27 protein-coding genes and 1 tRNA gene are annotated in these 24,323 nt (G+C 66.3%); 15 read left to right on the forward strand and 13 right to left on the reverse strand.

Going from position 1 to position 24,323, the window contains the following annotated elements; translation table 11 throughout:
* The 4 genes from VN856_RS23980 to VN856_RS23995 all read left to right on the forward strand — a co-directional run.
* Nucleotides 1-1,272, forward strand: a 1,272-nt coding sequence (locus tag VN856_RS23980) for an amidohydrolase (RefSeq protein WP_325693882.1), incomplete at its 5' end; no start/stop codon positions are given.
* Nucleotides 1,269-2,219, forward strand: a complete 951-nt coding sequence (locus tag VN856_RS23985; protein ID WP_325693885.1) for an o-succinylbenzoate synthase — start codon at nt 1,269-1,271, stop codon at nt 2,217-2,219. The genes VN856_RS23980 and VN856_RS23985, both read left to right, overlap by 4 nt.
* A gap of 54 nt (nt 2,220-2,273) precedes the next feature.
* Nucleotides 2,274-3,236 (forward strand): GlxA family transcriptional regulator, encoded by a 963-nt coding sequence (locus VN856_RS23990; RefSeq protein WP_325693887.1) that lies wholly within the window; start codon nt 2,274-2,276, stop codon nt 3,234-3,236.
* A complete protein-coding gene (locus tag VN856_RS23995; RefSeq protein WP_325693889.1) occupies nt 3,233-3,955 on the forward strand; it encodes a DJ-1/PfpI family protein in 723 nt (240 codons plus the stop codon). Before VN856_RS23990 ends, VN856_RS23995 begins: the two co-directional genes overlap by 4 nt.
* On the opposite strand, the gene VN856_RS24000 is transcribed toward VN856_RS23995, so the two are convergent.
* Nucleotides 3,952-4,779 (reverse strand): alpha/beta hydrolase, encoded by an 828-nt coding sequence (locus VN856_RS24000; protein WP_325693892.1) that lies wholly within the window; start codon nt 4,777-4,779, stop codon nt 3,952-3,954. The two genes, VN856_RS23995 and VN856_RS24000, sit on opposite strands and share 4 nt — an antisense overlap.
* Before the next feature lie 90 nt (nt 4,780-4,869).
* Between VN856_RS24000 and VN856_RS24005 the strand changes: the two genes are divergently transcribed.
* From VN856_RS24005 to VN856_RS24015, 3 genes are all read left to right on the forward strand, one after another.
* Nucleotides 4,870-5,658 carry an alpha/beta hydrolase gene (locus tag VN856_RS24005; RefSeq protein WP_325693895.1) on the forward strand — a complete coding sequence of 263 codons (789 nt, stop codon included), beginning with the start codon at nt 4,870-4,872 and terminating at the stop codon, nt 5,656-5,658.
* 100 nt (nt 5,659-5,758) lie between these two features.
* Nucleotides 5,759-7,387 carry a 2-succinyl-5-enolpyruvyl-6-hydroxy-3-cyclohexene-1-carboxylic-acid synthase gene (gene menD / locus VN856_RS24010; RefSeq protein ID WP_325693897.1) on the forward strand — a complete coding sequence of 543 codons (1,629 nt, stop codon included), beginning with the start codon at nt 5,759-5,761 and terminating at the stop codon, nt 7,385-7,387.
* Nucleotides 7,388-7,413: 26 nt separating this feature from the next.
* Nucleotides 7,414-7,926 carry a DUF3592 domain-containing protein gene (locus VN856_RS24015; protein ID WP_325693946.1) on the forward strand — a complete coding sequence of 171 codons (513 nt, stop codon included), beginning with the start codon at nt 7,414-7,416 and terminating at the stop codon, nt 7,924-7,926.
* On the opposite strand, the gene VN856_RS24020 is transcribed toward VN856_RS24015, so the two are convergent.
* Entirely contained in the window at nt 7,890-8,519 is a 630-nt protein-coding gene (locus tag VN856_RS24020; RefSeq protein WP_325693900.1) for a DsbA family protein, read from the reverse strand. The two genes, VN856_RS24015 and VN856_RS24020, sit on opposite strands and share 37 nt — an antisense overlap.
* Before the next feature lie 85 nt (nt 8,520-8,604).
* On the opposite strand from VN856_RS24020, the gene VN856_RS24025 reads away from it, so the two are divergent.
* Nucleotides 8,605-9,759, forward strand: coding sequence for a glycosyltransferase family 1 protein (locus tag VN856_RS24025; protein WP_325693903.1), 1,155 nt, complete (start codon nt 8,605-8,607; stop codon nt 9,757-9,759).
* A 1-nt stretch (nt 9,760) separates the two neighbouring features.
* Here VN856_RS24025 and VN856_RS24030 read toward each other — a convergent pair whose 3' ends face one another.
* On the reverse strand, nt 9,761-10,585 hold the full coding sequence (locus tag VN856_RS24030; protein ID WP_325693905.1) for an SDR family oxidoreductase: 825 nt from the start codon (nt 10,583-10,585) through the stop codon (nt 9,761-9,763).
* A gap of 60 nt (nt 10,586-10,645) precedes the next feature.
* On the opposite strand from VN856_RS24030, the gene VN856_RS24035 reads away from it, so the two are divergent.
* Entirely contained in the window at nt 10,646-11,338 is a 693-nt protein-coding gene (locus VN856_RS24035) for a demethylmenaquinone methyltransferase (RefSeq protein WP_325693907.1), read from the forward strand.
* A 62-nt stretch (nt 11,339-11,400) separates the two neighbouring features.
* A complete protein-coding gene (locus VN856_RS24040; protein ID WP_325693909.1) occupies nt 11,401-12,462 on the forward strand; it encodes an LLM class flavin-dependent oxidoreductase in 1,062 nt (353 codons plus the stop codon).
* Here the strand turns inward: VN856_RS24040 and menJ are convergent.
* On the reverse strand, nt 12,459-13,685 hold the full coding sequence (gene menJ, locus VN856_RS24045) for a menaquinone reductase (protein WP_325693911.1): 1,227 nt from the start codon (nt 13,683-13,685) through the stop codon (nt 12,459-12,461). The two genes, VN856_RS24040 and menJ, sit on opposite strands and share 4 nt — an antisense overlap.
* A 15-nt stretch (nt 13,686-13,700) precedes the next feature.
* Here menJ and grcC1 point away from each other — a divergent pair, with 15 nt between their 5' ends.
* From grcC1 to VN856_RS24060, 3 genes are all read left to right on the forward strand, one after another.
* The gene (gene grcC1, locus VN856_RS24050) at nt 13,701-14,708 is read left to right on the forward strand and encodes a nonaprenyl/(2E,6E)-farnesyl/geranylgeranyl diphosphat synthase (protein ID WP_325693914.1); all 1,008 of its coding nucleotides are present in this window, start codon (nt 13,701-13,703) and stop codon (nt 14,706-14,708) included.
* A 62-nt stretch (nt 14,709-14,770) separates the two neighbouring features.
* The gene (gene htpX / locus VN856_RS24055) at nt 14,771-15,634 is read left to right on the forward strand and encodes a zinc metalloprotease HtpX (protein WP_325693915.1); all 864 of its coding nucleotides are present in this window, start codon (nt 14,771-14,773) and stop codon (nt 15,632-15,634) included.
* An 80-nt stretch (nt 15,635-15,714) separates the two neighbouring features.
* Nucleotides 15,715-16,050, forward strand: a complete 336-nt coding sequence (locus VN856_RS24060) for a type II toxin-antitoxin system HicB family antitoxin (RefSeq protein WP_325693917.1) — start codon at nt 15,715-15,717, stop codon at nt 16,048-16,050.
* 79 nt (nt 16,051-16,129) lie between these two features.
* Here VN856_RS24060 and VN856_RS24065 read toward each other — a convergent pair whose 3' ends face one another.
* The 9 genes from VN856_RS24065 to VN856_RS24105 all read right to left on the reverse strand — a co-directional run bounded on the left by VN856_RS24065 (nt 16,130) and on the right by VN856_RS24105 (nt 22,876).
* Nucleotides 16,130-17,152, reverse strand: a complete 1,023-nt coding sequence (locus tag VN856_RS24065; RefSeq protein WP_325693920.1) for an NAD(P)H-dependent glycerol-3-phosphate dehydrogenase — start codon at nt 17,150-17,152, stop codon at nt 16,130-16,132.
* 57 nt (nt 17,153-17,209) lie between these two features.
* Nucleotides 17,210-17,509 carry a WXG100 family type VII secretion target gene (locus tag VN856_RS24070; RefSeq protein WP_325693923.1) on the reverse strand — a complete coding sequence of 100 codons (300 nt, stop codon included), beginning with the start codon at nt 17,507-17,509 and terminating at the stop codon, nt 17,210-17,212.
* 31 nt (nt 17,510-17,540) lie between these two features.
* On the reverse strand, nt 17,541-17,807 hold the full coding sequence (locus VN856_RS24075; protein ID WP_325693926.1) for a hypothetical protein: 267 nt from the start codon (nt 17,805-17,807) through the stop codon (nt 17,541-17,543).
* Nucleotides 17,804-17,995, reverse strand: a complete 192-nt coding sequence (locus VN856_RS24080) for a hypothetical protein (protein WP_325693928.1) — start codon at nt 17,993-17,995, stop codon at nt 17,804-17,806. The genes VN856_RS24075 and VN856_RS24080 overlap by 4 nt, the downstream gene beginning before the upstream one ends.
* A 111-nt stretch (nt 17,996-18,106) precedes the next feature.
* A complete protein-coding gene (locus tag VN856_RS24085; protein WP_325693931.1) occupies nt 18,107-19,594 on the reverse strand; it encodes a hypothetical protein in 1,488 nt (495 codons plus the stop codon).
* A 51-nt stretch (nt 19,595-19,645) separates the two neighbouring features.
* Entirely contained in the window at nt 19,646-21,130 is a 1,485-nt protein-coding gene (locus tag VN856_RS24090) for an NAD(P)/FAD-dependent oxidoreductase (protein ID WP_325693933.1), read from the reverse strand.
* 85 nt (nt 21,131-21,215) lie between these two features.
* Nucleotides 21,216-21,830, reverse strand: a complete 615-nt coding sequence (locus VN856_RS24095; protein ID WP_325693935.1) for an RES family NAD+ phosphorylase — start codon at nt 21,828-21,830, stop codon at nt 21,216-21,218.
* Nucleotides 21,824-22,330, reverse strand: a complete 507-nt coding sequence (locus VN856_RS24100) for a hypothetical protein (RefSeq protein WP_325693938.1) — start codon at nt 22,328-22,330, stop codon at nt 21,824-21,826. The genes VN856_RS24095 and VN856_RS24100 overlap by 7 nt, the downstream gene beginning before the upstream one ends.
* Nucleotides 22,331-22,384: 54 nt before the next feature.
* On the reverse strand, nt 22,385-22,876 hold the full coding sequence (locus VN856_RS24105; RefSeq protein WP_325693941.1) for a YajQ family cyclic di-GMP-binding protein: 492 nt from the start codon (nt 22,874-22,876) through the stop codon (nt 22,385-22,387).
* A gap of 81 nt (nt 22,877-22,957) precedes the next feature.
* Here VN856_RS24105 and VN856_RS24110 point away from each other — a divergent pair.
* Nucleotides 22,958-23,040, forward strand: a tRNA-Tyr gene (locus tag VN856_RS24110).
* Nucleotides 23,041-23,304: 264 nt separating this feature from the next.
* Complete coding sequence (locus tag VN856_RS24115; protein ID WP_325693943.1) at nt 23,305-24,162, forward strand: PE-PPE domain-containing protein; 858 nt, start codon at nt 23,305-23,307, stop codon at nt 24,160-24,162.
* Nucleotides 24,163-24,323 lie beyond the last annotated feature (161 nt).

Consider the following 24,323-nt stretch of genomic DNA (forward strand, 5'->3'; position numbering starts at 1 on the left):
TACCTCCTCGGCTGGGATGCGCTGCTGCAGCCCGGACTGCCGGAGCCGACGCTGACCTGGCTGGACGACATCGCGCCCGACGATCCGCTGGTGATCATTCACAACTCCGGACACAAGGCCTTCTTCAACTCGTGTGCCGCCAAGCGCGCCGGCCTCAACCGCGACACCGCCGACCCCAAGGGCGCCAAATTCGGCCGCGACGCACACGGCGACCTCGACGGCACCGCGGAGGAATCCGGAGCGGTTTTCCCGCTGCTGCAGGGCGCTATCTCGCCGAGCGATTACCCGGCGATGTTGCTGGCCGAGTGCGCCCGGCTCAACCGGGCCGGGCTGACCACCTGTTCGGAGATGGCGTTCGATCCGGCGCTTCGCCCACTGGTCGATGGCCTGCGCGGCCAACTCACCGTCCGGTTGCGGACCTACGAGATGTCGAATCCGCAGATGTCGACCACCGCCACACCCGGGGAGGGTGACGACGTGGTGCGCCAGGTCGGCATCAAGATCTGGGTGGACGGCTCGCCGTGGATCGGCAACATCGCCTTGTCCTTCCCGTATCTGGACACCGCCGCCACCCGCACCATCGGCGTCACGCCGGGTTCCTGCGGCCACGCCAACTACACCGCCGAACAGCTGACCGAGATCGTCGGGGCGTACTTCCCGCTCGGTTGGCCGATGGCCTGCCACGTGCAGGGCGACGCCGGGGTGGACACCATCCTCGACGTCTACGAAGAGGCCCTGCGCCGGCATCCACGCGACGACCATCGTCTTCGCCTCGAGCACGTCGGCGCGATCCGCAACGAGCAACTCCGCCGGGCCGCCGACCTGGGCGTCACCTGCAGCATTTTCGTCGACCAGATCCACTATTGGGGGGACGTGATCGTCGACGGGTTGTTCGGCCCCGAGCGCGGATCCCGTTGGATGCCAGCAGGTTCCGCGGTGGCTACCGGCATGCGGATTTCGCTGCACAACGATCCGCCGGTGACGCCCGAGGAGCCGCTGCGCAACATCAGCGTGGCCGTGACACGCAAAGCGCCCAGCGGGCGGGTGCTCGGTCCCGAGGAGCGGCTGACCGTCGAGCAGGCGATCCGGGCCCAGACCATCGACGCGGCCTGGCAGCTGTTCTCCGACGACATTGCCGGCTCGCTGGAAGTCGGCAAGTACGCCGATCTGGTGGTGCTGTCGGCCGATCCGCGCACGGTGCCGCCGGAGGAGATCGCCGACCTGGAGGTGCGGGCGACGTTCCTGGCCGGCCGCCAGGTCTACGCGTCGTGACCCCTGCCCTCGACGACATTCTCGACCGCGTCCACGTGGTGGCCCTGCCGATGCGGGTCCGCTTCCGCGGCATCACCACCCGCGAGTTGGTGCTGATCGACGGCCCGGCGGCCTGGGGCGAGTTCGGCGCCTTCCTGGAATACGGCGACGCCGAGGCGGCGCACTGGCTGGCCGCCGCTGTGGACTCGGCCTACCGGACCCCACCGCCACCGCGGCGTATGCGCATCGACGTCAATGCCACGGTGCCGGCCGTCGACGCAGCCGAGGTGCCCGGCATACTGGCCCGCTTCCCGGGCGCACGCACCGCCAAGGTGAAGGTCGCCGAATCCGGCCAGACCCTCGACGACGACGTCGCCCGGGTCGACGCGGTCCGCGCGCTGGTGCCCACTGTGCGCGTCGACGCCAACGGCGCCTGGACCGTCGACCAAGCCGTCGCAGCCGCCGCCGCGCTCGGCCCGCTGGAATACCTCGAGCAGCCCTGCGCGACCGTCGACGAACTGGCCGAGCTGCGCCGGCGGGTCGATGTGCCGGTCGCCGCCGACGAGAGCATCCGCAAAGCCGGCGACCCGCTGGCCGTGGTCCGCGCCGGCGCCGCCGACATCGCGGTGCTGAAAGTTGCTCCGCTGGGCGGTATTTCGGCGATGCTGAAGATCGCCGCGCAGATCGACGTCCCCGTCGTGATCTCCAGTGCGCTCGACTCGGCGGTGGGCATCGCGGTCGGGCTGGCCGCGGCCGCGGCCCTGCCGAATCTCAACCATGCTTGCGGGCTGGGCACCGGCCGGCTGTTCGCCGAGGACGTGGCCGAGCCCGTCGCGCCCGTCGACGGCTACCTGCCGGTCGGGCCAGTCATCCCGGACCCGGCGCGGCTGCAGGCACTGGCCGCGCCACCGCAGCGCAGACAGTGGTGGATCGACCGGATCAGGGCGTGCTATCCGTTGCTGTCCTGATTTGTGGGGTGCATGGCGTAGACGACACGGGTGCTATCGCCAACACTGATGGGTATGACGCGAAAAGTGCTGATCGTGGGCTTCCAGGGCGTGCAGGCGCTCGACCTGGTTGGCCCGTTCGACGTGTTCGCAGGAGCCTCGTTGGCGCTGGCCGCCCAGGGCAAAGAGGGCTACCAACCGGAGCTGGCGTCGCTCGACGGGCAGCCAATCGCCAACGGGACCGGTCTGACTTTTGGCACGGCCAAACTGCCCAACCCACCCGAACCCGTCGACACCCTGGTGTTGCCCGGTGGTCAGGGCACCCGTCCCGATCGGCGTGACCCGCGCCTGGTCGACTGGATCGTCGCCGCGGCACCGCAGGCGCGCCGGATCGCCACCGTGTGCACCGGAGCCTTCCTGGCCGCGCAGGCCGGCCTGCTTGACGGTTGCCGGGCGACCACCCACTGGGCTCACGCCGACAACTTGGCGCGGGAGTTCCCGACGATCGACGTCGATCCCGATCCCATCTTCGTGCGTAGCTCACCGAAAGTCTGGACGGCCGCCGGCGTCTGTTCGGGCATCGACTTAGCGCTGGCGCTGGTGGAGGAGGATCACGGGACCGAGGTGGCTCAAACGGTGGCCCGACATCTGGTGATGCACCTGCGACGGCCCGGCGGGCAGACGCAGTTCGCCGCGCCGGTGTGGGTGGCCCGGGCCAAACGTGAACCGATCCGCGCGGTGCAGGACGCCGTCGAGTCCGAGCCCGGCGGTCCGCACAGCATCAACGACCTGGCCCGGCTCGCCGCGATGAGCCCGCGGCACTTCACCCGGGTGTTCACCGACGAAGTCGGCGAGGCGCCCGGGGCTTACGTCGAACGGGTCCGCACCGAGGCGGCGCGTCGCCAGCTCGAGCAAACCGACGACACCGTGATGACGATCGCGACGCGGTGCGGCTTCGGCACCGCAGAAACGATGCGCCGCAACTTCATTCGACGAGTCGGCGTATCGCCCGACCAATACAGGAAGACATTCGCATGACACAGATCGCCATCGTCGTCTATCCGGGCTTCACCGCGCTGGACTTCATCGGCCCCTACGAGGTGTTGCGTTGGCTGCCCGACGTCGAGGTCCGCTTCGTGTGGCACGAACCGGGCCCGATCACCGCCGACTCTGGCGTTCTGCTCATCGGGTCAACCCACTCGTTCGCCGAAACCCCAACGCCGGACGTCATTTTGGTGCCGGGCGGGATGACCACCATCGAGCACGCCCGCGACGAGGTGCTGCTGGACTGGGTGCGTTCCGCGCACCAGACCGCAACCTGGACGACGTCGGTGTGCTCGGGCTCGGTCATCCTCGCGGCGGCCGGGTTGCTCGACGGGAAACGTGCCACGTCGCACTGGGCGGCGCTGAGCATGCTGAAAGCCCTGGGCGCCAAGCCCGTCGGTGATGAACGGGTAGTGCACGAAGGCCCGATCGTGACCAGTGCGGGGGTGTCGGCGGGCATCGACTTGGCGCTCTGGCTGGCCGGCCAGATCGGCGGTGAGGAACGCGCGAAGGTCATTCAGCTGTCGATGGAGTACGACCCGCAGCCACCGTTCGACAGCGGCCACATGTCCAAGGCATCGGCGAAGACCAAGGCGGTTGCCACCGCGCTGATGGCCCGCGATGTCGCGAAACCGGCTCAGCTCAAGGCCGGCTCGCAACTGCTGTGGAACAGCGCGCTGGCTGCCGCCCGGGGCAAGCTCGCCCGCCGCTAACCGGCTATTGCGTCGATCACCGCGCTCGGCTGGTCGATCGAGACGAAGGTGCGTGAACCCGGCACCTCGATCAGTTTCGCGTTGCTGAAGACGTCGGCCAGCCGCCGACCCAGGCTCGGTTTGAACACCCGATCGTCCTGGCCCCAGACCAGCGACACCGGCTTGTCGAACCGGGGTAGCCGGGTCGCCACGTCGGTCAGATCGGTGACGGCGATCTGGCGTAGCAGCGCGGCCAGATCACGACAGATCCGAGCGTCGTTCAGGCAGGGCGCGATCCAGCCGGCGGTGAGGTGGTTGTCGGGTCGGCTGATCAACAAGCCGAAGCCGAGGGCGGAGTTACGCAGCGCCGGCAGCCGCATCGGCCCCATCAGGGCCTTGATCGAGACCGGGCCGCGAAGCAGGCTGAACACCACGTCGAACGGGAACGGCGGGCATTGGTCGAAGGCGTCGCAGTTGGTCAGCACCAGCCGCCCGATCCGGTCCGACCGGGCGTCAACGGCCAGCTGACAGAGGCCGCCGCCGGTGTCGCTGCCGACCAGCGTCACGTCGGACAGGTCGAGGGCCTCGATCGCCTCGTTGACGATCCCCGCGACGCCCTGCAGCGACAGCACGCTCGCGTCCTTGACCGGAATGGTGTGCGATCCCAGCGGCAAGGTCGGCACGATGCAGCGGTAACCACGGCGCGCCAGCTCCTCGGCGACGCCTCGCCACAGCTCGCCGTTGACCAGGACGCCGTGGACGAAGAACACCGGCGGATGCATCGAGTCCTGCGGCCCGAACTCTTGGTATTCGATGGTTGCCTGCTTGAGTGCCAGTTGAGTCATGCACACAGTCAAGGCGTAAACCCGCTGCCAGCTCGACGCCGCGGACTGCCAAATACTGCCAACGCCGCGGTGTCGCGTAGGTTCGTCGTCGTGATCAACCTGGCTTATGACGACAGCGGGACGGGGGAGCCCGTCCTCTTCATCGCCGGCCGCGGCGGTTTGGGACGCACCTGGCACCTGCATCAGGTCCCCGCATTCCTGGACGCCGGCTACCGCGTCATCACGTTCGACAACCGCGGGGTCGGCGCGACCGCGAACGCCGACGGGTTCAACACCGAAAGCATGGTCGCCGACACCGCGGCGCTGATCGAGTCGATCGGCGGCGGCCCGGTGCGCATCGTGTCGGTATCGATGGGTTCCTACATCGCCCAAGAGCTGTTGTTGACCCGGCCGGAGCTGGTGAGCCAGGCGGTGCTGATGGCCACCCGCGGCCGGCTGGACGCGGCGCGCGAGTTCTTCCGCTCGGCCGAGGATGAGCTCGCCGCCTCCGGAGTGCAGATTCCCACCGCTTACGACGCCAAAATCCGTTTGCTGGAAAGCTTTTCCCCCAAGACGCTGAGCAACGACGAGGTCGTCTCGGAGTGGATCGGCATGTTCAACATCTGGCCGATCAAGATCACCCCGGGGCTGGTCCGCCAGGGCTGGGTTTCCCCGCAGGGCAACCGGCTACCGGCCTACCAGGGCATCACGACGCCGGTGCTGGTGATCGGTTTCGCCGACGACGTGGTGACGCCGCCGCACCTGGGTAAAGAAGTTGCCGACGCGATCCCCGGGGCCCAGTTCCAGCAGATCGCCGACACCGGGCACCTCGGGTTCCTGGAACGGCCCGAGGTGGTCAACGCCACGGTGCTGAAGTTCTTCGCCAGCATGGGTTACTGAGCGCCCGCGCCGGGTGTGCAGGTTGTAAGCGCCAAAGCACCGTTTGCATGACCAGAAGCTGCACAGTCGGCAAGCGGGAAGTCCCGACTAGGCTGATCTGGTGAATCCCTCGACGGCACAGGCCCGCGTGGTCGTCGACGAACTGATCCGCGGCGGAGTCCGCGATGTGGTGCTGTGTCCGGGGTCGCGCAACGCCCCGCTGGCGTTCGCGCTGCAGGACGCCGACCGGGCCGGCCGGGTCCGGCTGCATGTCCGCATCGACGAACGCACCGCCGGGTTTCTGGCCATCGGGTTGGCGATCGCCGCCGGCACACCCGTCTGCGTCGCCATGACGTCGGGCACCGCGGTGGCCAACCTGGGCCCGGCGGTGGTCGAGGCCAACTACGCCCGCGTCCCGCTGATCGTGTTGTCAGCCAACCGGCCCTACGAAATGCTCGGTACCGGCGCCAACCAGACCATGGAGCAGCTGGGCTATTTCGGCACCCAGGTTCGCGCCACAATCAGCCTCGGGCTGGCCGAGGATGCCCCCGAGCGGATGGCTGCGCTCAACGCGACCTGGCGATCGGCCACCTGCCGCGTGCTGGTGGCGGCGACCGGGGCGCGCAGCGCCAACGCCGGCCCGGTGCATTTCGACATCCCGCTGCGCGAGCCGCTGGTGCCGGACCCCGATCCCGGCCCGACCCCGCCGGGCCGGCCCGACGGCAAGCCGTGGACCTACACCCCGGCGGTCACCTTCGACCAGCCGCTGGATATCGACCTGAGCCGGAACACCGTCGTCATCGCCGGACAAGGAGCCGGTGAGCAACCCGAGCTGGCCGCGCTGCCGACCGTCGCCGAGCCGACCGCGCCGCCGGCGGCCAACCCGCTGCACCCGTTGGCGTTGCCGCTGCTGCGCCCGCAGCAGGTGATCATGTTGGGCCGCCCGACCTTGCACCGACCGGTGTCGGCGCTGCTGGCCGACCCGTCCGTGCCGGTGTACGCGCTGACCACCGGGCCGCGCTGGCCGGACGTCTCGGGCAACTCGCAGGCCACCGGCACTCGCGCGGTCACCACCGGCCAGCCGAACCCGGGCTGGCTGAGCCGCTGCGCCGAACTCAACGGGCACGCCGTCGCCGCGGTACGTGCACAGCTTGCCGCCCACCCGCTGACCACCGGCCTACACGTGGCCGCCGCCCTCACCGACGTGCTGCGGCCCGGCGACCAACTCGTGCTCGGGGCCTCCAATCCGGTGCGCGACGTGGCGCTGGTGGGCCTGAACCCGCACGGCATCAAGGTGCGTTCCAACCGCGGGGTGGCCGGTATCGACGGGACGGTGTCCACGGCGATCGGAGCTGCGCTGGCCCACGACCCGACCGGCGGCCGCACCATCGCGCTGATCGGTGACCTGACTTTCGTCCATGACAGTTCCGGCATGCTGATCGGGCCGTCCGAGCCGGTACCGGCCGACCTGACCATCGTGGTGTCCAACGACAACGGCGGCGGCATCTTCGAACTGCTCGAGCAGGGCGACCCGCGGTTCTCCGACCTGTCCGCCCGGGTGTTCGGCACCCCACATGACGTCGACGTCGGCGCGCTGTGCCGCGCGTACCACATCGACAGTCGCCAGATCGAGGTCGACGCGCTGGGCGCCGCACTCGACGAGCCGGCCGCCGGACTGCGGGTACTCGAGGTCAAAGCCGACCGATCCTCGCTGCGGCAGTTGCACGCTGCGATCAAGGCCGCCTTGTGAGTCGACTTGCCAGTGCTCTCGCGGCGCTGAAAGCCTGGTGGCACATTCTCATTCACGGCCGCAGCGGTGAGTTTCCCAATACCCGCGGGCACCGCGCCATACGTTGGGCCCGCATCGGGGTGCTGATCGTGGCCGGTCTGGTCACGCTGCAGTCGTTGCTGCTGGTGGCCGGTGCCGTGCGCAATGACTTTGCAATCAAACACAATATGGGTGTCGCCGAGGCCGAGGTACTCAGTGCCGGTCCGCGCCGCTCCACCATCGAGTTCGTCACGCCGGACCGGGTTACCTACCGCCCCGAGCTCGGCGTGCTGTATCCCTCCGAATTGGCAACGGGCATGCGGATTTACGTCGAATACGACAAGCGCAACCCCAATCTGGTTCGGGTGCAACACCGCAACGCCAAGCTGGCGATCATCCCGGCGGGATCCATCGCGGTGCTCGGCTGGCTGATCGCCGCCGCGGCGCTGACCGGCCTGGCCTACCTGGACAAGCGGCTGGATCGTCAGCTGGCCAGCGCGTCGAGCCAGCCCGGATCTTGAGTGTCGACAATGCTTTTGGTGTTCAGGTTGTATATGGTCGGGGTGCCGGGGTTGTCCGGGCTCGCCTCCTTGAGGCGTGCCTTGTTCGCCTCGTTGACCGCAGCGGTATCGACCACGAAGGCGGCGGCTGCGATTCGATCGGCCACCACGTCGGGCAATCCGCTTTCGCGGGCCATCGCCGCGACGGCGTCGTCACTTGGGCCGTCGGCACTCTGATGGCGGTAAAGGTCTTGGACGAAAGCCTGATACGCCGTCGGCGGCGTCGCCGGGTCGGCCGCCAGGAACAGTGCGTTGACGAGGCGGGCCGACACGTCGTTGTGATGCCTGCCGTCCAGGAACGTCATCCAGCGATACGTGACCGCCACCCGGCCGCTAGCCAGCGCTGCGGCCAGCCGGTCGCCGTCGGTCGACTCGAACTCGGCGCAATGCGGGCATTGCGGTTCGCAGAAGATCGCCAACTGCACCGGGGCGATCCACGATCCGACCAGCACACCGTCGCCGTCGAGGGTTCGCGGCACGTCGGCGTGCGCGGTATTGGTGGTGAACATCACCAAAACCAGCATGGCCGCCAATACGCCCAGGTAGGACCGCATTGTCAGAGCCCCCTTTGGGTCAGAGTTCGTGTCGAGTACGCCAGTCGGTAACCATATCGACAGTCGACGCTGCCACCGTGATGGTGTGCGAGTAGCGATTGTCGCGGAATCCTTTCTCCCGCACGTCAACGGCGTGAGTAACTCGGTGATCAGAACACTCGAGCATCTTCGCCGTACCGGACACGAAGCCCTCGTCATCGCGCCCGATACTCCGCACGGCGAGGAGCCCGCGGACCGCATCTACGACGGTATCCGGGTGCACCGGGTGCCGTCCTGGATGTTCCCGAAGGTGACCACCCTGCCGTTGGGGCTCCCGATGCCACGGATTCTGCGGGTGCTGCGCGGATTCGAGCCCGACGTCGTGCATTTGGCGTCGCCCGCCCTGCTCGGCTGGGGCGGGGTGAAGGCGGCCCGTCGTCTCGGGGTGCCGACCGTCGCGGTGTATCAGACCGACGTCCCCGGCTTCGCGGCCAGCTACGGGATCGGGATGACCGAGCGGGCCGCCTGGGCGTGGTTCCGCCATCTGCACAAGATGGCCGACCGCACCCTGGCGCCATCTACTTCGACAATGGAATCGCTTGTTGCTCATGGCATTCCGCGGGTCCATCACTGGGCGCGCGGTGTCGACATGATCGGCTACGCGCCGTCGGCCCGCGACGAGGCCCTGCGGCAGCACTGGTCGCCGGACGGCAAGCCGATCGTCGGATTCGTCGGCCGGCTGGCGCCGGAGAAGCATGTCGAGCGGCTGACGTCGCTGGCTGCCGCCGGCGACGTGCAGGTGGTCATCGTCGGCGACGGCGTCGACCGGGCCAAGCTTCAATCGGCAATGCCCACAGCCGTTTTCACCGGCGCGCTGTACGGCGAGGAACTCGCCACCGCGTACGCCAGCATGGATGTCTTCGTTCACGCCGGTGAACACGAGACTTTTTGCCAAGTCGTGCAGGAAGCGCTGGCCTCGGGCCTACCGGTGATCGCTCCCAATGCCGGTGGACCGCGCGACCTGGTGACGCCGTGGCGCACCGGATTGCTGTTGGAGGTCAAGGAATTCGAAGCCGAACTGCCCAATGCCGTTGCGCACCTGCTCGAAGAACGGCAGCGATACTCGGTGGCCGCGCGCAAGAGCGTGCTCGAACGCAGTTGGCCCGCCATCTGCGACCAGCTGCTCGGCCACTACGAGGCCGTGCTGTCGCCGATTGCCCGGGCGCGCATGGCGCGCCGGCAACACGCGCAAGGCCAGTGACCTAGCCCTGCGCCAACTCGGCGACCGGCTGCCATTCCTCCCAGGTACGCAACCGCTGCTCGTAGTCGGCCTTCGCCAGGCCCAACGGCGCGTCGCCGAAGAACACCCGTAGCGGCGGTTCGTCCGCATCGACGACCTTGAGCACGGCTGCCGCCGAGGCTGTCGGGTCGCCCGGTGCCGCCCAACGAGTTTTGCGTACCTTCTCGTTCTCGGCGTGTAGGTCGGCATAGGCCGGTAGCGGCTCGGCCGTCCGTGACGACGACCCGGACCAGTCGGTGGAGAAACCGGCCGGCTCGATCAGCGTGACGTGCACGCCGAACGGCGCGACTTCCTGGGCCAGCGACTGAGAGAAGCCCTCCAGCGCCCACTTGGATGCGTGGTAGATGCCGACGTTGGGGAAGGCGACGATGCCACCGATCGACGACACCTGAATGATGTGGCCGCTCCGCTGGGCCCGCAGATACGGCAACGCGGCCTGGGTCACCCACAGGGCGCCGAACACGTTCGTCTCGATCTGATCGCGGGCATCCTGCTCGGATAACTCCTCGACAAAGCCGAACTGGCCGTAGCCCGCGTTGTTGACGACCACGTCCAGGCGCCCGAAATGCTCGTGAGCCTGCTTGACCGCGGCGAAGTCGGCGGCGCGATCGGTGACGTCCAACTGGATCGGCAGAATCGCGTCGCCGAACTTGTCGACCAGATCGCCCAATGTCGCGGTGTCGCGCGCGGTGGCGGCGACTTTGTCGCCCCGATCCAGAGCGGCGATCGCCCATTCGCGTCCGAAGCCTCGTGAAGTACCGGTGATGAACCAAACTTTTTCTGTCACGCCGTTGTTCAACGCATCCGTCGGCGTCCCATTCCCGGATTGGGAGATAGTGTCGATGGCGTGAACCGCGCAACCCTGGACAAAGACCCCCGTGAAGTGGCGTCGATGTTCGACGGCGTCGCGCGACGCTACGACATCACCAACACCGTGCTCTCGGTCGGTCAGGACCGGTACTGGCGGCGCGCCACCCGCAACGCGCTCGGCATCGGCCCGGGCGAGAAGGTGCTCGACTTGGCCGCCGGCACCGCGGTGTCGACGGTCGAGCTGGCCACCTCCGGGGCGTGGTGCGTGGCGACGGATTTCTCCGTTGGGATGCTCGGCGCCGGCCGTGCTCGCATGGTGCCGAAGGTGGCCGGCGATGCGACCCGATTGCCGTTCGGCGACAACGTGTTCGACGCGGTCACTATCAGCTTTGGGCTGCGCAACGTCGCCGAGCGCGACACGGCTCTGCGCGAGATGGCCCGGGTCACGCGGCCCGGTGGGCGGTTGGTGGTGTGCGAATTCTCCACGCCCACCAATCGGTTGTTCGCCACGGCCTACAAGGAGTATTTGATGCAGGCGTTGCCGCGGGTGGCGCGGGCGGTGTCGAGCAACCCGGAAGCCTATGTGTACCTTGCGGAATCGATTCGGGCCTGGCCCGACCAGCCTGACCTGGCACACCAGATATCTGCAGCCGGGTGGTCGGCGGTGCGGTGGCGCAATCTCACCGGCGGCATCGTCGCCCTGCACGCCGCCTACAAAGCGGCGCGCTGAGTTTCATTCGCGTTGATTCTGCGTCTGGCCCGGTTGTGCTTCGTGTGCAACCATCGGGACCGGTGAGCCGCGAATTTCTTTGGTATATCCCGAATACTGTGCTGTCCGGACACCGAGGCGACGACACCGTCGATGGCTGGGGCAGCCTGGATTACTCAGTCGAACTGGCGCTGCGCGCCGAGCGGAGCGGCTTTGGCGGCGCGCTGATCGGCACGGGTTGGGGCAGGCCCGACTCGTTTGCCATCGCCACCGCGATCGCCGCACGGACCACGACGTTCGCCCCACTGGTCGCCATCCGTCCCGGCTATTGGAATCCTGCGCACTTTGCCAGCGCCGCCGCCACCCTCGACCAACTCAGCCGCGGCCGGCTGCTGGTGAACGTGGTCACCGGAGCCGACGATGCCCGGGCGTACGGCGACGTCGACCTCGACAAGTCGAGCCGCTACGACCGGACCCGCGAATTCCTGCAGCTGATCCGTCGATTGTGGCGCGAGGAGGACGTCACCTTCGACGGCGAATACTTCTCCGTCGAACACTCGACGCTGGAGCCGCGAACCTTTGGTGCCGACGAAGGCCGTCATCCCAAGCTGTATTTCGGCGGCGCATCGGCCGCTGCCGAAGAAGTCGCGGCCGAAGAGGCCGACGTTCAACTGTTCTGGGGTGAGCCACTCGACGGGATCGCCGAACGCATCGAACGGCTCAACGCGTTGTCCGAGAAACTCGACCGCGAGCACGCGCCGTTGGAGTACGGCCTGCGGGTGACGACGTTGGTTCGGGACACCTCGGAAGAGGCATGGCGCGACGCCGAGGCGAAGGTCGCCGAGCTGGCCGGCAAGCCGTCGGTGTTGCTGCTGCACAATGCCGGATCGGCGGAGGGGCAGCGACGGCTGAGCGATCTGGCCGGCCGCGGGGAAGTTCTCGACTCCTGCCTGTACACGACGCCGAGCAAATACGGCGGCGAGGGAGCCGGAACGACGTGGTTGGTCGGATCGGCCGCCGAAGTGGCCGCCGCTCTGCAGAAGTACCGGGACCTGGGCGTCACGCATTTCATCCTGTCGGACACGCCCTATCTGCCCGAGGTGTCCAGAATCGGCGACCAGGTTCTGCCGCTACTCCGCAATTAGCTGAACGGTTTTCGGCGGTCGATGAGTCGCGAGGCCAGCCCGCTGCCGCGCCATACCCGCGCCACCCAGTCGGCGTCGTCGTCGGTGACCAGGTTGCCCATCACGCGTACCGCGATGCCCATCAGCGTCGTCGAGCGCATCGCGATCGGGCCGGCGGCGGGCAGGAACCGCGGGAACGTCAGCAACAACCCCAGGCGGCGGGCCACCGAAAACCCTCGGCCGTAATGGGATTGCAGCACGTGCGGCCAGGCCTTGGACAGGTCACCCGAGCCGAGCATCTCGACCGCCAGCCGGCCGGTTTCCAGCCCGTAGTCGATGCCCTCACCGTTGAGCGGGTTGACGCAGGCCGCGGAGTCGCCGATCAGCATCCAGTTCCGGCCGGCCACCCCCGAGACCGCGCCGCCCATCGGCAGCAGCGCTGACGACATCGCACGCGGCTGGCCTTCGAACCCCCACTCGTCCCGACGCAGGTCGGTGTAGTACGACATCAGCGGTCGTAGCGCCAAGTCGGCGGGCCGCTTCGAGGTGGACAGCGCGCCCACGCCGATGTTCACCTCGCCGTTGCCCAGCGGGAAGATCCAGCCGTAGCCGGGCAGCACCGCACCGTCGGGCGAGCGCAGTTCCAGGTGTGAGGTCAGCCACGGATCGTCGCTGCGTGGCGTGGTCAGGTATCCGCGGGCCGCGATGCCGTAGACGGTTTCCTGATGCCATCGTCGGCCGAGCACGCGGCCCAGTGTCGAGCGGGCGCCGTCGGCGACGATCAGCTCGCGACAGCCGACCTGTGTCCCGTCGGCCAGCGTCACCGACGTCACTCGGGCTGATGAATCGTGATGAGCACCAACAACTTTGACGCCGAGTCGCATACGCGCACCGGATTCCTCGGCGACTTTGCGGATCCGGTCGTCCAATTCGACGCGGGCCACCGCACTACCGGTCGACGGGAACGACGGGCCGGGCCAGTCCACCTCGACCTCGCCGCCGAATCCGCTCATCCGCAGGCCGCGATGCCGGATCCGGGCGTCCAGCCATTCGCCCAGGCCCAGCCGCTCCAGCTCGGCGACCGCACGCGGCGTCAGCCCGTCGCCGCACGCCTTATCGCGGGGAAAGTTCGCCGCGTCGATCACCAGCACGTCGTGACCGGCCCGCGCGGCCCAGGCGGCCGCCGCCGAGCCGGCCGGTCCGGCGCCCACCACCACCACGTCGGCATGGGAGTCCATGCTCACCAGTATGTTGGTCGGGTGAGGACTCCGGCGACGGTGGTAGCGGGCGTGGACTTCGGTGACGCTGCTTTCGCCACCGATGTGCGCGACGGGGTGGCCCGTATCGAGCAACTGATGGAAACCGAGCTGCGCGGGTCAGATGACCTGATGACAGATGCCGTGCTGCACCTGTTCGAGGCCGGCGGCAAACGGTTTCGGCCCCTGTTCACGGTGCTCTCGGCGCAGTTGGGGCCGCGTCCGGACTCCGACGAGGTGACGATCGCCGGTGCGGTGATCGAGCTGGTGCATCTGGCCACGCTGTACCACGACGATGTGATGGATGAGGCGCAAGTGCGCCGCGGTGCACCCAGCGCCAACCTGCGGTGGAGCAACAACGTCGCGATCCTGGCCGGCGACTATCTGTTCGCCACCGCTTCGCGGCTGGTGTCGCGGTTGGGGCCTGATGCGGTGCGGATCATCGCCGAGACCTTCGCTCAGCTGGTCACCGGCCAGATGCGCGAAACGCAGGGGGCCGCCGACAAGGCCGATCCGATCGCGCATTACCTGAAGGTGGTGCACGAGAAGACGGCCTGCCTGATCGGTGCCGCGGGCCGGTTCGGCGCGATGTTCTCCGGCGCCGACGAGGACCAGATCGAGCGGCTCAGCCGACTGGGGGACCTGGTCGGCACGGCGTTCCAGATCTCCGACGACATCATCGACATCGACAGCGACCCCGACGAGTCCGGCAAGCTGCCCGGCACCGACCTGCGCGAAGGTGTGCACACGCTGCCGGTTCTCTACGCCCTACACGACACCGGACCCGATGCTGACCGGCTGCGTGAGCTGCTGGCCAAGCCGATAGAGAACGACGCGGTGCTGGCTGAGGCGCTGACCCTGCTGCGGGCCTCGGCTGGCATGGCCAAGGCCAAAGACACGGTCGCGCAATATGCGGCGAAGGCCCGCGAGGAGATGGCCGCGCTGCCCGACAGCCCCGGACGCCAGGCGCTGACGACGCTGGTCGACTTCACCATCAGCAGACACGGCTAGCTTCGGGGGAACTCAGCAGCACGGCGTCGGCGTTGAATGAACGTGTCTGTAGGAGGAAGTTGATGACCTGGCATCCGCATCACAACACGGCGAAGACGTTCGCGTTGTTGGTAGGCATGTCGGCACTGATCGTGTTCGTCGGCAGCTTGTTCGGCCGGGGTGTGATGTTCCTCGCCGTTTTGTTCGCCGTCGGCATGAACGTCTACACCTACTTCAACAGCGACAAGCTGGCGCTGCGGGCGATGCACGCCCAGCCGGTGTCGGAGGTGCAGGAGCCGGTGATCTACCGGATCGTGCGTGAGCTGGCTACCACCGCTCACCAGCCGATGCCGCGCCTGTTCATCAGCGACACCGCCGCGCCCAACGCGTTCGCCACCGGTCGCAATCCGCGCAACGCCGCGGTGTGCTGCACCACCGGGATTCTCAACATCCTCGATGAGCGCGAGCTGCGTGCGGTGCTCGGACACGAGCTGTCGCACGTCTACAACCGCGACATCCTGATCTCATGTGTGGCCGGCGCGCTCGCGTCGGTGATCAGCGCTTTGGCCAACATGGCGTTCATCTTCGGCTCGATGAGCGGCAACGATCGCGAAGGCGGCAATCCCTTTGCGCTGCTGCTGGTTTCGATGCTGGGCCCGATCGCGGCCACGGTGGTGAAGATGGCCGTGTCCCGATCGCGGGAGTACCAGGCCGACGAGTCCGGTGCGATCCTGACCGGCGACCCGCTGGCGCTGGCATCCGCGCTGCGCAAGATCTCCGGTGGAGTGCAGGCCGCGCCGCTGCCGCCGGAGCCGAAGCTGGCCGCCCAGGCCCACCTGATGATCGCCAGTCCGTTCCGGGCCGGCGAGAAGATCGGTTCGCTGTTTTCCACGCACCCGCCCATGGCTGACCGAATTCGCCGCCTCGAAGAGATGGCCGGCCGGTAAGTCACACCAGCCTCAGAAGTCTCCACAACTGACCATGGGATGACTTTTTAAATCGACACCACATGCGATATCACCACAGCATGAACCGCTATACCTACCGCGCCGAATGGTCCTCTGAGCACGGCGAATACGTCGGCCGCTGCCTCGAATTGCCGTGGCTGTCAGAGTGGGCGCCGACGATGCAGGCAGCGATCGCCGGCGTCGAACGCGCCGTCGACGAACACCTCGCCGAACGCGGCGAAGATGTTCCGCCGCCGCTGACCGAACGGAAGTTCAGCGGCAAGTTTCTCGTGAGGACGTCACCGGCGCTGCACGCCCGGTTGACCGTCGAGGCCGCCGAGCAGAATGTGTCGCTGAATCAGTGGGTGGTGCAGAAGCTGGCGGATCGGCCGCCGATCGGTCTGTTCGACCTCTGATATCGCCGGTGGTCTCGTTTGCAAAACAGTTGTGCCCCAGAGATATTGGTGCGTGTGAGGTCCGTGTGACTGCCGTTGCTCAGAAACCCGCGCCGTGCACCTCGTGTCCGGGTGTCTCGACCATCAGCCCGCGATAGGCCTCTTCCACCTTGGAGCCGTGGTTGATCACGCCGTCGACCTCGCGAGCGATCGGCATGTTCAGCCCGTACTTGTCGGCGAACTCCATGATCACGCTGGCGGCTTTGACGCCCTCGGCGACCTGGTTCATCGACGAGATGATCTCGTCGATGGGTTTGCCGGCACCGAGCTGCTCGCCGACGTGCCGGTTGCGGCTGCGCTGGCTGGTGCAGGTGACGATCAGATCGCCCATGCCGGCCAGCCCGGCAAAGGTGTCGCGATGGCCGCCCATCGCCTCGCCCAGCTTCGACATCTCGCGCACCGAGCGGGCGATCACCATCGCCCTGGTGTTCTCGCCGATACCCAGCGAATAGCCCATCCCGACCGCGATCGCGTAAACGTTCTTCAACGCACCGGCCATCTCGACGCCCAGCACATCGTCGATGTTGTAAACGCGAAAACGCTTGGTGTGGAACAGTTGTGCCAGCTGCGCGGCAAGGTGCTGGTCGGGCATCGCCAGCACCGCCGCGGCCGCGTAGCCTTCGCCGACTTCCCGCGCGATGTTAGGACCGGCCAGGATGCCGGCGGGATGGCCGGGCAGCACTTCGTCGACGATTTGCGACATCCGCATGTTGGTGCCTTGTTCGAGGCCCTTGACCAACGACACCACCGGCACCCACGGCCGCAACTCGGTTGCCAGCTCGGTGAGCACGCCGCGGAATCCGTGCGACGGCACCCCCATCACCACGACGTCGGCGCACTGTGCCGCCTCGGCGAAGTCGGTCGTGGCGCGCAGGCTTTCGCTCAGTTCGACGTCTTTGCCCAGATAGCTGGTGTTGCGGTGGTTCTCGTTGATGTCCTTGGCGGTCTCTTCCGAGCGCACCCATTGCAGCGTCGGCCCGCGTCGCGCGCAGATGGACGCAACGGTAGTGCCCCAGGAACCGCCTCCCAAAACGACGACCTTCGGTTCGCGCATAGCTCCCATGGCGATCAGCGTATTGCCGCCGCCTGTTCTTTACCGGCGGTTGGGGAGAAGTTGTGCCTAAGGGCGAACCTGGGAGTCCAACTGCCTGGCGTGGTGAGTTTCCATCGTCGCGTACGCCTGGCCGCAGGTGGAGAAATGTTCGGCATGATCGCCCATCTGCGTCACCAGTGCCGTCGAGTTGACGGTCCAGCGCGGCGCGCGGCGGGCCAGCGCTTCGGCTGACCGTCCGGTCCAGCCGCCTTGTGCGGCCGCAATCCGGTTGTCTACCGATAGATGCGACGTCGCCAGGTCCTCGCCGTGGCCGGTGATCTGTGCCGCCGATGTGGCGAGGTGTTCGAGGTTGACCGTCAGCGTCATGGCCACTTCCTACCAAGGCTGCGGCGGGCTGTCACTTCACCACGAACAGGCCGACGATCCCCGCTTCGGCGAACGACACCAGCAGTGCCGCCAACCACCCGGCACTCCAGGTCAGCAGCGCCGCCGGGACGACCGCGCGGAATCTTTTGAACGGTAGGGCGCACAGCACTCCGAGAGCCCAGACCACCGCGATCACCCAGCCGGGCGCCGAGTAAGCGACCACGGCTCCGACGACCGCGACAACAGGTGACCAGATCGAAAACAAGGGTGCGGGAGCCATCGCATCGGGGTCCGTCATCGGCCGCGGAACACCTCGAACTGGAGCACTCCGATCAGCATGAAGATCAGCGCGGACAAAAACCCGATACCGATTGCGCGTGACCACGGACGCGGAATCGGCAGAAAGACGGCGGACATGATCAGCAACGCGCTGCTCCGCACAATCTCTTCGGACCGGCTGGACTGCGCAAGCCCGGCCGCGCTCACCCCCAGCCAGATCCCATATGTGATCGCGCCCGCGATCGGGATGAAAAACGTTGCGAGCGCCCAATATCTGGGCGGTAGACGGCTCGACGATCTGATGGTGGATACCGCTTTCTATCGGGACGGTGGAGCGGGCAACGGCGGGGGTGTGGGCTCGGGCAACGGCGGAGCCGCCACCGATGGCGCCGGTGGAGGCGGCACCGGGACCGTGTAGACCTGCGGCGGGTTCGCCGCGGGCCCCAGGGTCGTCATGGGCAGCGGTTGGGTTGGTATCAGCTGAGGTGCCCCAGGTGGGTCCGAAGTTGTCGGCCAGACCCACGGCTGGGGCAGATCCGGCAACGATGCTCCGACGTGGTTGTGACCTAACGGGAGAGTCAGCGGCCCAAGCTGATTCGTGGTCACCTGTTGATTGAACAGTTGAGTCACGCTGCCGTCCGGTTTGTATTGATACGCCTCGGTACTCGGGTACGGCGTGATGTCACCACCGACCGCGACGTTGCCGCCCCCGGTGGGAACGATGTTCATCGTGCCGTTGACGTTGACGAACGGCTTGGCAACGCCCGGCTCGAATGGATCGGCGGCCTGGTAGGAGATCATCAGGGCGCCATTATCACCCTGCAGCACATTCACGATCGGCTTGCCGGTGCCGGCGTCCTTCCCGTCGGTCGACATCGTCGGGTTCTGCCGAGCGACGACGATGCCGTGCTCCATGTCCACATAGAGGCTGACCCGGGATGCTTCCGCCGGAGCGAATGGCGACGGCCCTCGGTTGTCGCCGACCATGTGCGGATTCACCCGGTCGTTGAATTCGAAGTTCTGCACCTCGGCCGAGGGTATGTACATGTTCTGCCGATAGACCCCGCCGCCGGGTATCGGGGTGAATGTTCCAACCACCACGTTGGATTCGTGCCCGCCGTATCTGGGATCGTAGGTGTGCGGATCGAGGCCCTCGGCCATCCGCCAGTCGTTGGCGGACAACGGATCTCGACCATATACCTGGCGGAACGCATCCCGCTGGTTCTTTTCCTGTCCAGCGTCGATGGCGACTTGGTCGGGGGTCAATCCGTCGGGGCCGACCCGGTCGATAGTCGGCGTGGCGTGTGGAATCGGCACATCGCCGTCGGCCATCTCGATGGCCTGCGCCAGTTCCTCGTCCACGACCGTCGCCTCACCCAATATCGCGTCGAGCTGTGGCTGAAATTGGGCCTGCTTGGCCGATAAGTCCGCGGCGGTTCCCTTGAAGGTCGAACTGGCCACGATTTTGTCGCCGACCGGGTCGATGGTCAGCCCGGCGGGCCCGAGGGCGTCGCGGAGCCTTTGCAGTTGCGCCTTGACCGATTCGATACCGTCGGCCGCGCGATCGGCTGCCATCGCCACCGCCAGCGCTTCGCGTCCGTCCTTGTCCAGGTCTTTGCGGGTCTGCCCGACGGCGTGCTTCGCCGCGTCGGCCGCCTCCCCACCCCAACTCTGGAAGGCCGGCAAGGTGGCAAGTGCATGCGACGCGAGTTGGTTGGCCTCGTTGCGATTACGCGCGGCATGAAAGACCTCGCGGACATCGCCTGGTTGCCATCGGTCGATGTCTGCAACCGACAGACCCGTCACGGCAAGGAGCTTGTCACGGATGTGTCGGCGGTGTCACTTCACCTTTGTGGATTATCCGGCTAGCGCCGCCTTCTCGGCGCGGCCGAACACCATGGCCTCGGTGATCCGGTCGAATCGGTAATCGATGGCGTCGGCGTAGTAGTTCTGTCGAACGTTCCAGGGCCGCTTGATCCCAGATTTCGGCAGCGCGTGCGGTGCCCGCAGTACATAGCCGGCCTGGATGTCCCAGGCCGGCTTCTCCGGCATCGGCTCACCGTCCAAATGCGGGTAGGCGTGGGTGTAGCCGTGAGACTTCATGTGAGCCAATAGCTTTGCCGTCGCACGCGCGGTCATGTCGGCGCGCAGCGTCCACGAGGCGTTGGTATATCCGACGCACCAGAACAGATTCGGCACTTCCTCTAACATGTGGGCCTTGTAGACGAAGCGGTCCTGCGGCTTGATTTCCGCGCCGTCTATGGACACAACCACCCCACCCAGCGCCTGCAGTTGCAGACCGGTTGCGGTCACGATGATGTCGGCATCCAGATGCTCGCCCGATTTCAAAGCGATTCCGGTGGAATCGACGTGGTCGATGTGCTCGGTGACCACCTCGGCACGACCGTCGCCGATCGCGACGTAGAGGTCGGCATCGGGGATCAGGCACAGCCGCTGGTCCCATGGGTTGTAGCGCGGCTTGAAGTGGGAGTCGACGTCGTAGCCCTTGGGGAGATAGCGCACCGCGATCTGGCGGATCCACCACTTCACGAAGCCCGGTGTCTTGCGCGCCAACAACCAGATCAAACCTTCCAGCAGCGCATTACTTTGGCGGACGATCGAGTGGGAGATCTTGCGCGGCAACACTTTCCGCATCAGATTTATCGGCCCGCTGCTTTTGGCCGCAGAGAACAGATAGGTAGGCGAACGCTGCAGCATGGTCACCTTCGAAGCCTTCTCGGCCAGCGACGGGATCAGCGACATCGCCGTGGCGCCGCTGCCGATGACCACTATCTTCTTGCCCTGGTAGTCGAGATCCTCGGGCCAGTGCTGTGGATGAACAATCGAGCCGTCGAACTCGTTGAGGCCGGGGAAGTCCGGGGTGTAGCCCTCGTCGTAGTTGTAGTAGCCGGACCCGAAGAAGAGGAACCGGCCGCGGTAGGTCTTCTCGGTCCCGTCCTGGTCGGCGGTCACGGTCCAGGTGTCATCCGAGGAGTCCCAGTCCGCCGAGCGGACGTGGGTGTTGAACCGGATGTGCTGATCGATGCCGTACTTGTGCGCGGTGGCGTTCAGGTACTCCCGGATGTGGTCGCCGTCGGCCACCCGTTCCGGACCGGTCCACGGCTCCCACGGGAAGCACAGGGTGAAGATGCTGCTGTCCGAGCGCACGCCCGGGTAGCGGAACAGGTCCCAGGTGCCGCCGATCTGCTCGCGTCGCTCCAAGACGACGTAGCTGGTCCCTGGATTGCGCTCGGTGATGCGGTGAGCCGCGCCCAGGCCCGAGAAGCCCGCCCCGATGATGATGACGTCAACGTCTGTCGTTTCGGATGGCGTCACGGTCATCGATGCACCTCACTTCGGAGCGGCCTGTTACCTACGTCACCAGATTAGGCACGGACCGGTTCATTAGGCGAGGGGCTACCGATTATCAGGGCTGAAGGAGGACATCGATATGCAGTGGCGCGCAAAAATCGATGAGCCACGTCTGATCGGCTGGACTGGCGAAGATCCGCGCGTGCGACGTGTCTTGAGCGAACGCGCCTTTGCACCGGTCGCCAAAGAACACATATGCCTTCGCGCTGTTGCAGAGGCGCGACATCCACACCATGCCGTCGACCTTGCACCCATGGGCGGCTTCGGCCCATTTCACCGTCTCCGGATATGTGGAGGCGGGGCTCGACGTCACATCCTCGGGGCCGACGCCGAGCCGTCGTAATTTCATGCCGTGCAGGACAGCGAGGCTTAGTTCACTGGTGACCTCGAGGAGAGCGAGCGCTTTCCGGGAGTAGTCGTCCCAGAGCAGGTTGCCCCCTTCCGCCGGGATGTCGTGCAGCAGGCTCTCAGCGATGGCCGCTTCCTCGGTGTCGGCCGCATACATGATCGGTACGACCGGCTTGCCGAAGAAACCGAACCGGGTTGGCGCGCCGATGCCCGGGTTGAAATCGGTGGGCGGGCGGGTGTTGGTAAACACGCGATACAGCCTGTGACCCTTGGGCAAGGTTTCGATGGCTGGTTTGAAGGGGTTCGGTGGCGCCTTCACCACGAGACGGCCAGCGCGTCGGCCGCCACATCGACAACTCGGTCCGGATCCGCTGTGAGGTGGTCGACGGGGCGGTCACCGTCGAAGTAGGTGGTCGGCGAGCAGAGCCATTGCACGAGGCCCGCCTCCGACCACTCGTTGGTATCCGCGGTCTCACGCAGGCGGGCTATTACCTCGAGGGGCTGTCCGTCGGACCCGAACTGGAACCCGGGGTAGACGAGGCTGTTGCCTTGCCGCACGGCGACGAGCGTGTTGTCGCGGTGTGCGGTGGCCGCGAAGTTGCGCGGAGCCCGTGACCGCGATCCCATTCGCTTGCCGGCCTCCGTGCTGGTCAACATCCCAAATTCGTGCTCGATCCGCGTGTAGAGATTCTGCTCGGCCTGGACGGCCCGGGTAATCGCGGGCTCGGTGTACACCGCGACTGATGCCAGTGCATGGCCGACGGCTTGAGCGCTCTCCCGCACGCGTTGGGTTGCCAAGATGAGGTCCTCGGCAGTGGTCATGGCAACCATCCTACATGCGATTCATGCACATACGTAGGCCGCACGAATTGCACTCTAACGATAGTTGACGAACTGCAGCGCGACGTCGAGGTCGGCCTTCTTGAGCATCGCGATGACCTCCTGCAGATCGTCGCGCTTTTTGCTGGTGACGCGCACCTCGTCGCCCTGGATCTGAGTTTTGACGGTCTTGGGGCCCTCGTCCCGGATCAGCTTGGTGATCTTCTTGGCGTTTTCGCTACTGATGCCCTCTTTCAGGGTGCCGGTGACCTTGTAGGTCTTGCCGGAGGCCTGCGGCTCGCCGGCGTCGAAGGACTTGAGGCTGATGTCGCGCCGGATCAGCTTTTCCTTGAACACGTCGACGGCGGCTTTGACGCGCTCCTCGGTAGAGCTGGTCAGCTCGATAGCCTCCTCGCCCTTCCAGGCGATCTTGGTGTCGGTGCCGCGGAAATCGAACCGGGTGGAGAGTTCCTTAGCGGCCTGGTTGAGCGCGTTGTCGACCTCCTGCCGATCGAGCTTGCTCACGACGTCGAACGATGAATCCGCCACTGGATACGTCCCCTTCTATCGATGTTGGCCGTTTGTTATCCGAGTACATCTTCGTTGTAGGCTAGCTACCCGTACTACACCGGCAGATTGCCCGAGCGGCCAATGGGAGCGGACTGTAAATCCGTCGGCTAACGCCTACCCAGGTTCGAATCCTGGATCTGCCACCGAGGTCAACGACCATTTTAGGTCACCGGCGCCGGCCTGCGGACCGCAATCGTCCGCAGGCCGTCCGCAGAAGATCGAGCAGGTACGCCGACCTACCTAACTGAGCGAGAGTTCCCGTCGGACAAGGTCTATCGCCGTTTCTCACGTATGCCCGCCGCGCGCGGAGAATACTCGATCCTTGGACCCAGGCTGTGTCAGATAAGACGTGTGACGACGCAGACTATGCGCGGCAGGCAAGGGAAGTGAAGGTGAACGGATCTAAGATGCTCGCGAAAGTTGCCATCGTCGGCATGTTTCTTGGCGCGGCCAGCGCGGCGAGTCTCCAAGCCGCCCAGGCCGACGCGGACGACCCGCTATCTGGCAGCGATACGGCGATCATCCTCGGCGGAACCACCGAGCCGACTCCGTCGACCGCCTTCGCGCAGGCCGTCGAGAATCTGTATCTGCACCCGCTGGGCTTCGACGGCGGCGCGACCTCCTCGACGGTCTGCGACATGATCGGGACCGACCCATGTGCCGCGCCGCTGCAGGTACTGACGACGCCCGAACTGATCCAGCAAAGCAATCTCACCGACGCCGACGACGTCGTCCTCGCCGTGGAGAACGAATTCAGGGCGAACCCAGGCGCTTTCACCGCCGAGCACCCGCTGACGATCTTCGGATACTCCCAAAGCGCCACTGCCGAGTCGATCGCCATGACCCAACTCGCAGAAGACGGCATCCCCAGCGCCGATCTGCACTTCGTGTTCATCGGCGACCCCTCCCTCCCGGGCGGAATTGAGGCGAACACTACGGTGACGCCCGATGATCTGTACCCGGCGACGATCTACACGCTCAACGGCGACGGGGTCGCCGACTTCCAGCAGGACTTCACAGCCGGAGGTCAGCTGGATGCGCTGTACAACCTATTCACCACGCACGCGGAATATTTGGGTTTGACACCGACGCAAATCGCTGACGCGACCACGTCGATCAACGGCGACCTAACAAATATCGACATCTCCGACAACATCAACAACTTCGACGCGTTTATAGGTGCACTGGCTCACGGGATCGGCAGCAGCGGACTGTTCGAGAGCCTTTTCGAGTCCCTGCAACTGTTTTTGACCAATACGTTCTGACCCGAGGCCTGAGTGAGCGTACCGGGCAGCGCTCGCAAGCAAGGGGTCGTGCGACGGCCAGGTACGTCACTCAACAAATGACGCCCGCCGAATGTTGGCGAAGGTTGATCGGCTGTTGCGAGGGGCCTGGCGGCGCACAGGTGCGTTCGGCGAAGGGGACG

Origin of the sequence: Mycobacterium sp. (assembly GCF_035603715.1) — a bacterium.
In the GTDB taxonomy this organism is placed as follows: Bacteria; Actinomycetota; Actinomycetes; order Mycobacteriales; family Mycobacteriaceae; genus Mycobacterium.

Coding starts and splice junctions, on each gene's coding strand:
- VN856_RS23990 (WP_325693887.1), top strand. CDS start 2,274: ATGACGCGAAAAGTGCTGATCGTGGGCTTCCAGGGCGTGCAGGCGCTC.
- VN856_RS23995 (WP_325693889.1), top strand. CDS start 3,233: ATGACACAGATCGCCATCGTCGTCTATCCGGGCTTCACCGCGCTGGAC.
- VN856_RS24000 (WP_325693892.1), bottom strand. CDS start 4,779: ATGACTCAACTGGCACTCAAGCAGGCAACCATCGAATACCAAGAGTTC.
- VN856_RS24020 (WP_325693900.1), bottom strand. CDS start 8,519: ATGCGGTCCTACCTGGGCGTATTGGCGGCCATGCTGGTTTTGGTGATG.
- htpX (WP_325693915.1), top strand. CDS start 14,771: ATGACCTGGCATCCGCATCACAACACGGCGAAGACGTTCGCGTTGTTG.
- VN856_RS24060 (WP_325693917.1), top strand. CDS start 15,715: ATGAACCGCTATACCTACCGCGCCGAATGGTCCTCTGAGCACGGCGAA.
- VN856_RS24065 (WP_325693920.1), bottom strand. CDS start 17,152: ATGGGAGCTATGCGCGAACCGAAGGTCGTCGTTTTGGGAGGCGGTTCC.
- VN856_RS24070 (WP_325693923.1), bottom strand. CDS start 17,509: ATGACGCTGACGGTCAACCTCGAACACCTCGCCACATCGGCGGCACAG.
- VN856_RS24075 (WP_325693926.1), bottom strand. CDS start 17,807: ATGACGGACCCCGATGCGATGGCTCCCGCACCCTTGTTTTCGATCTGG.
- VN856_RS24090 (WP_325693933.1), bottom strand. CDS start 21,130: ATGACCGTGACGCCATCCGAAACGACAGACGTTGACGTCATCATCATC.
- VN856_RS24100 (WP_325693938.1), bottom strand. CDS start 22,330: ATGACCACTGCCGAGGACCTCATCTTGGCAACCCAACGCGTGCGGGAG.
- VN856_RS24115 (WP_325693943.1), top strand. CDS start 23,305: ATGCTCGCGAAAGTTGCCATCGTCGGCATGTTTCTTGGCGCGGCCAGC.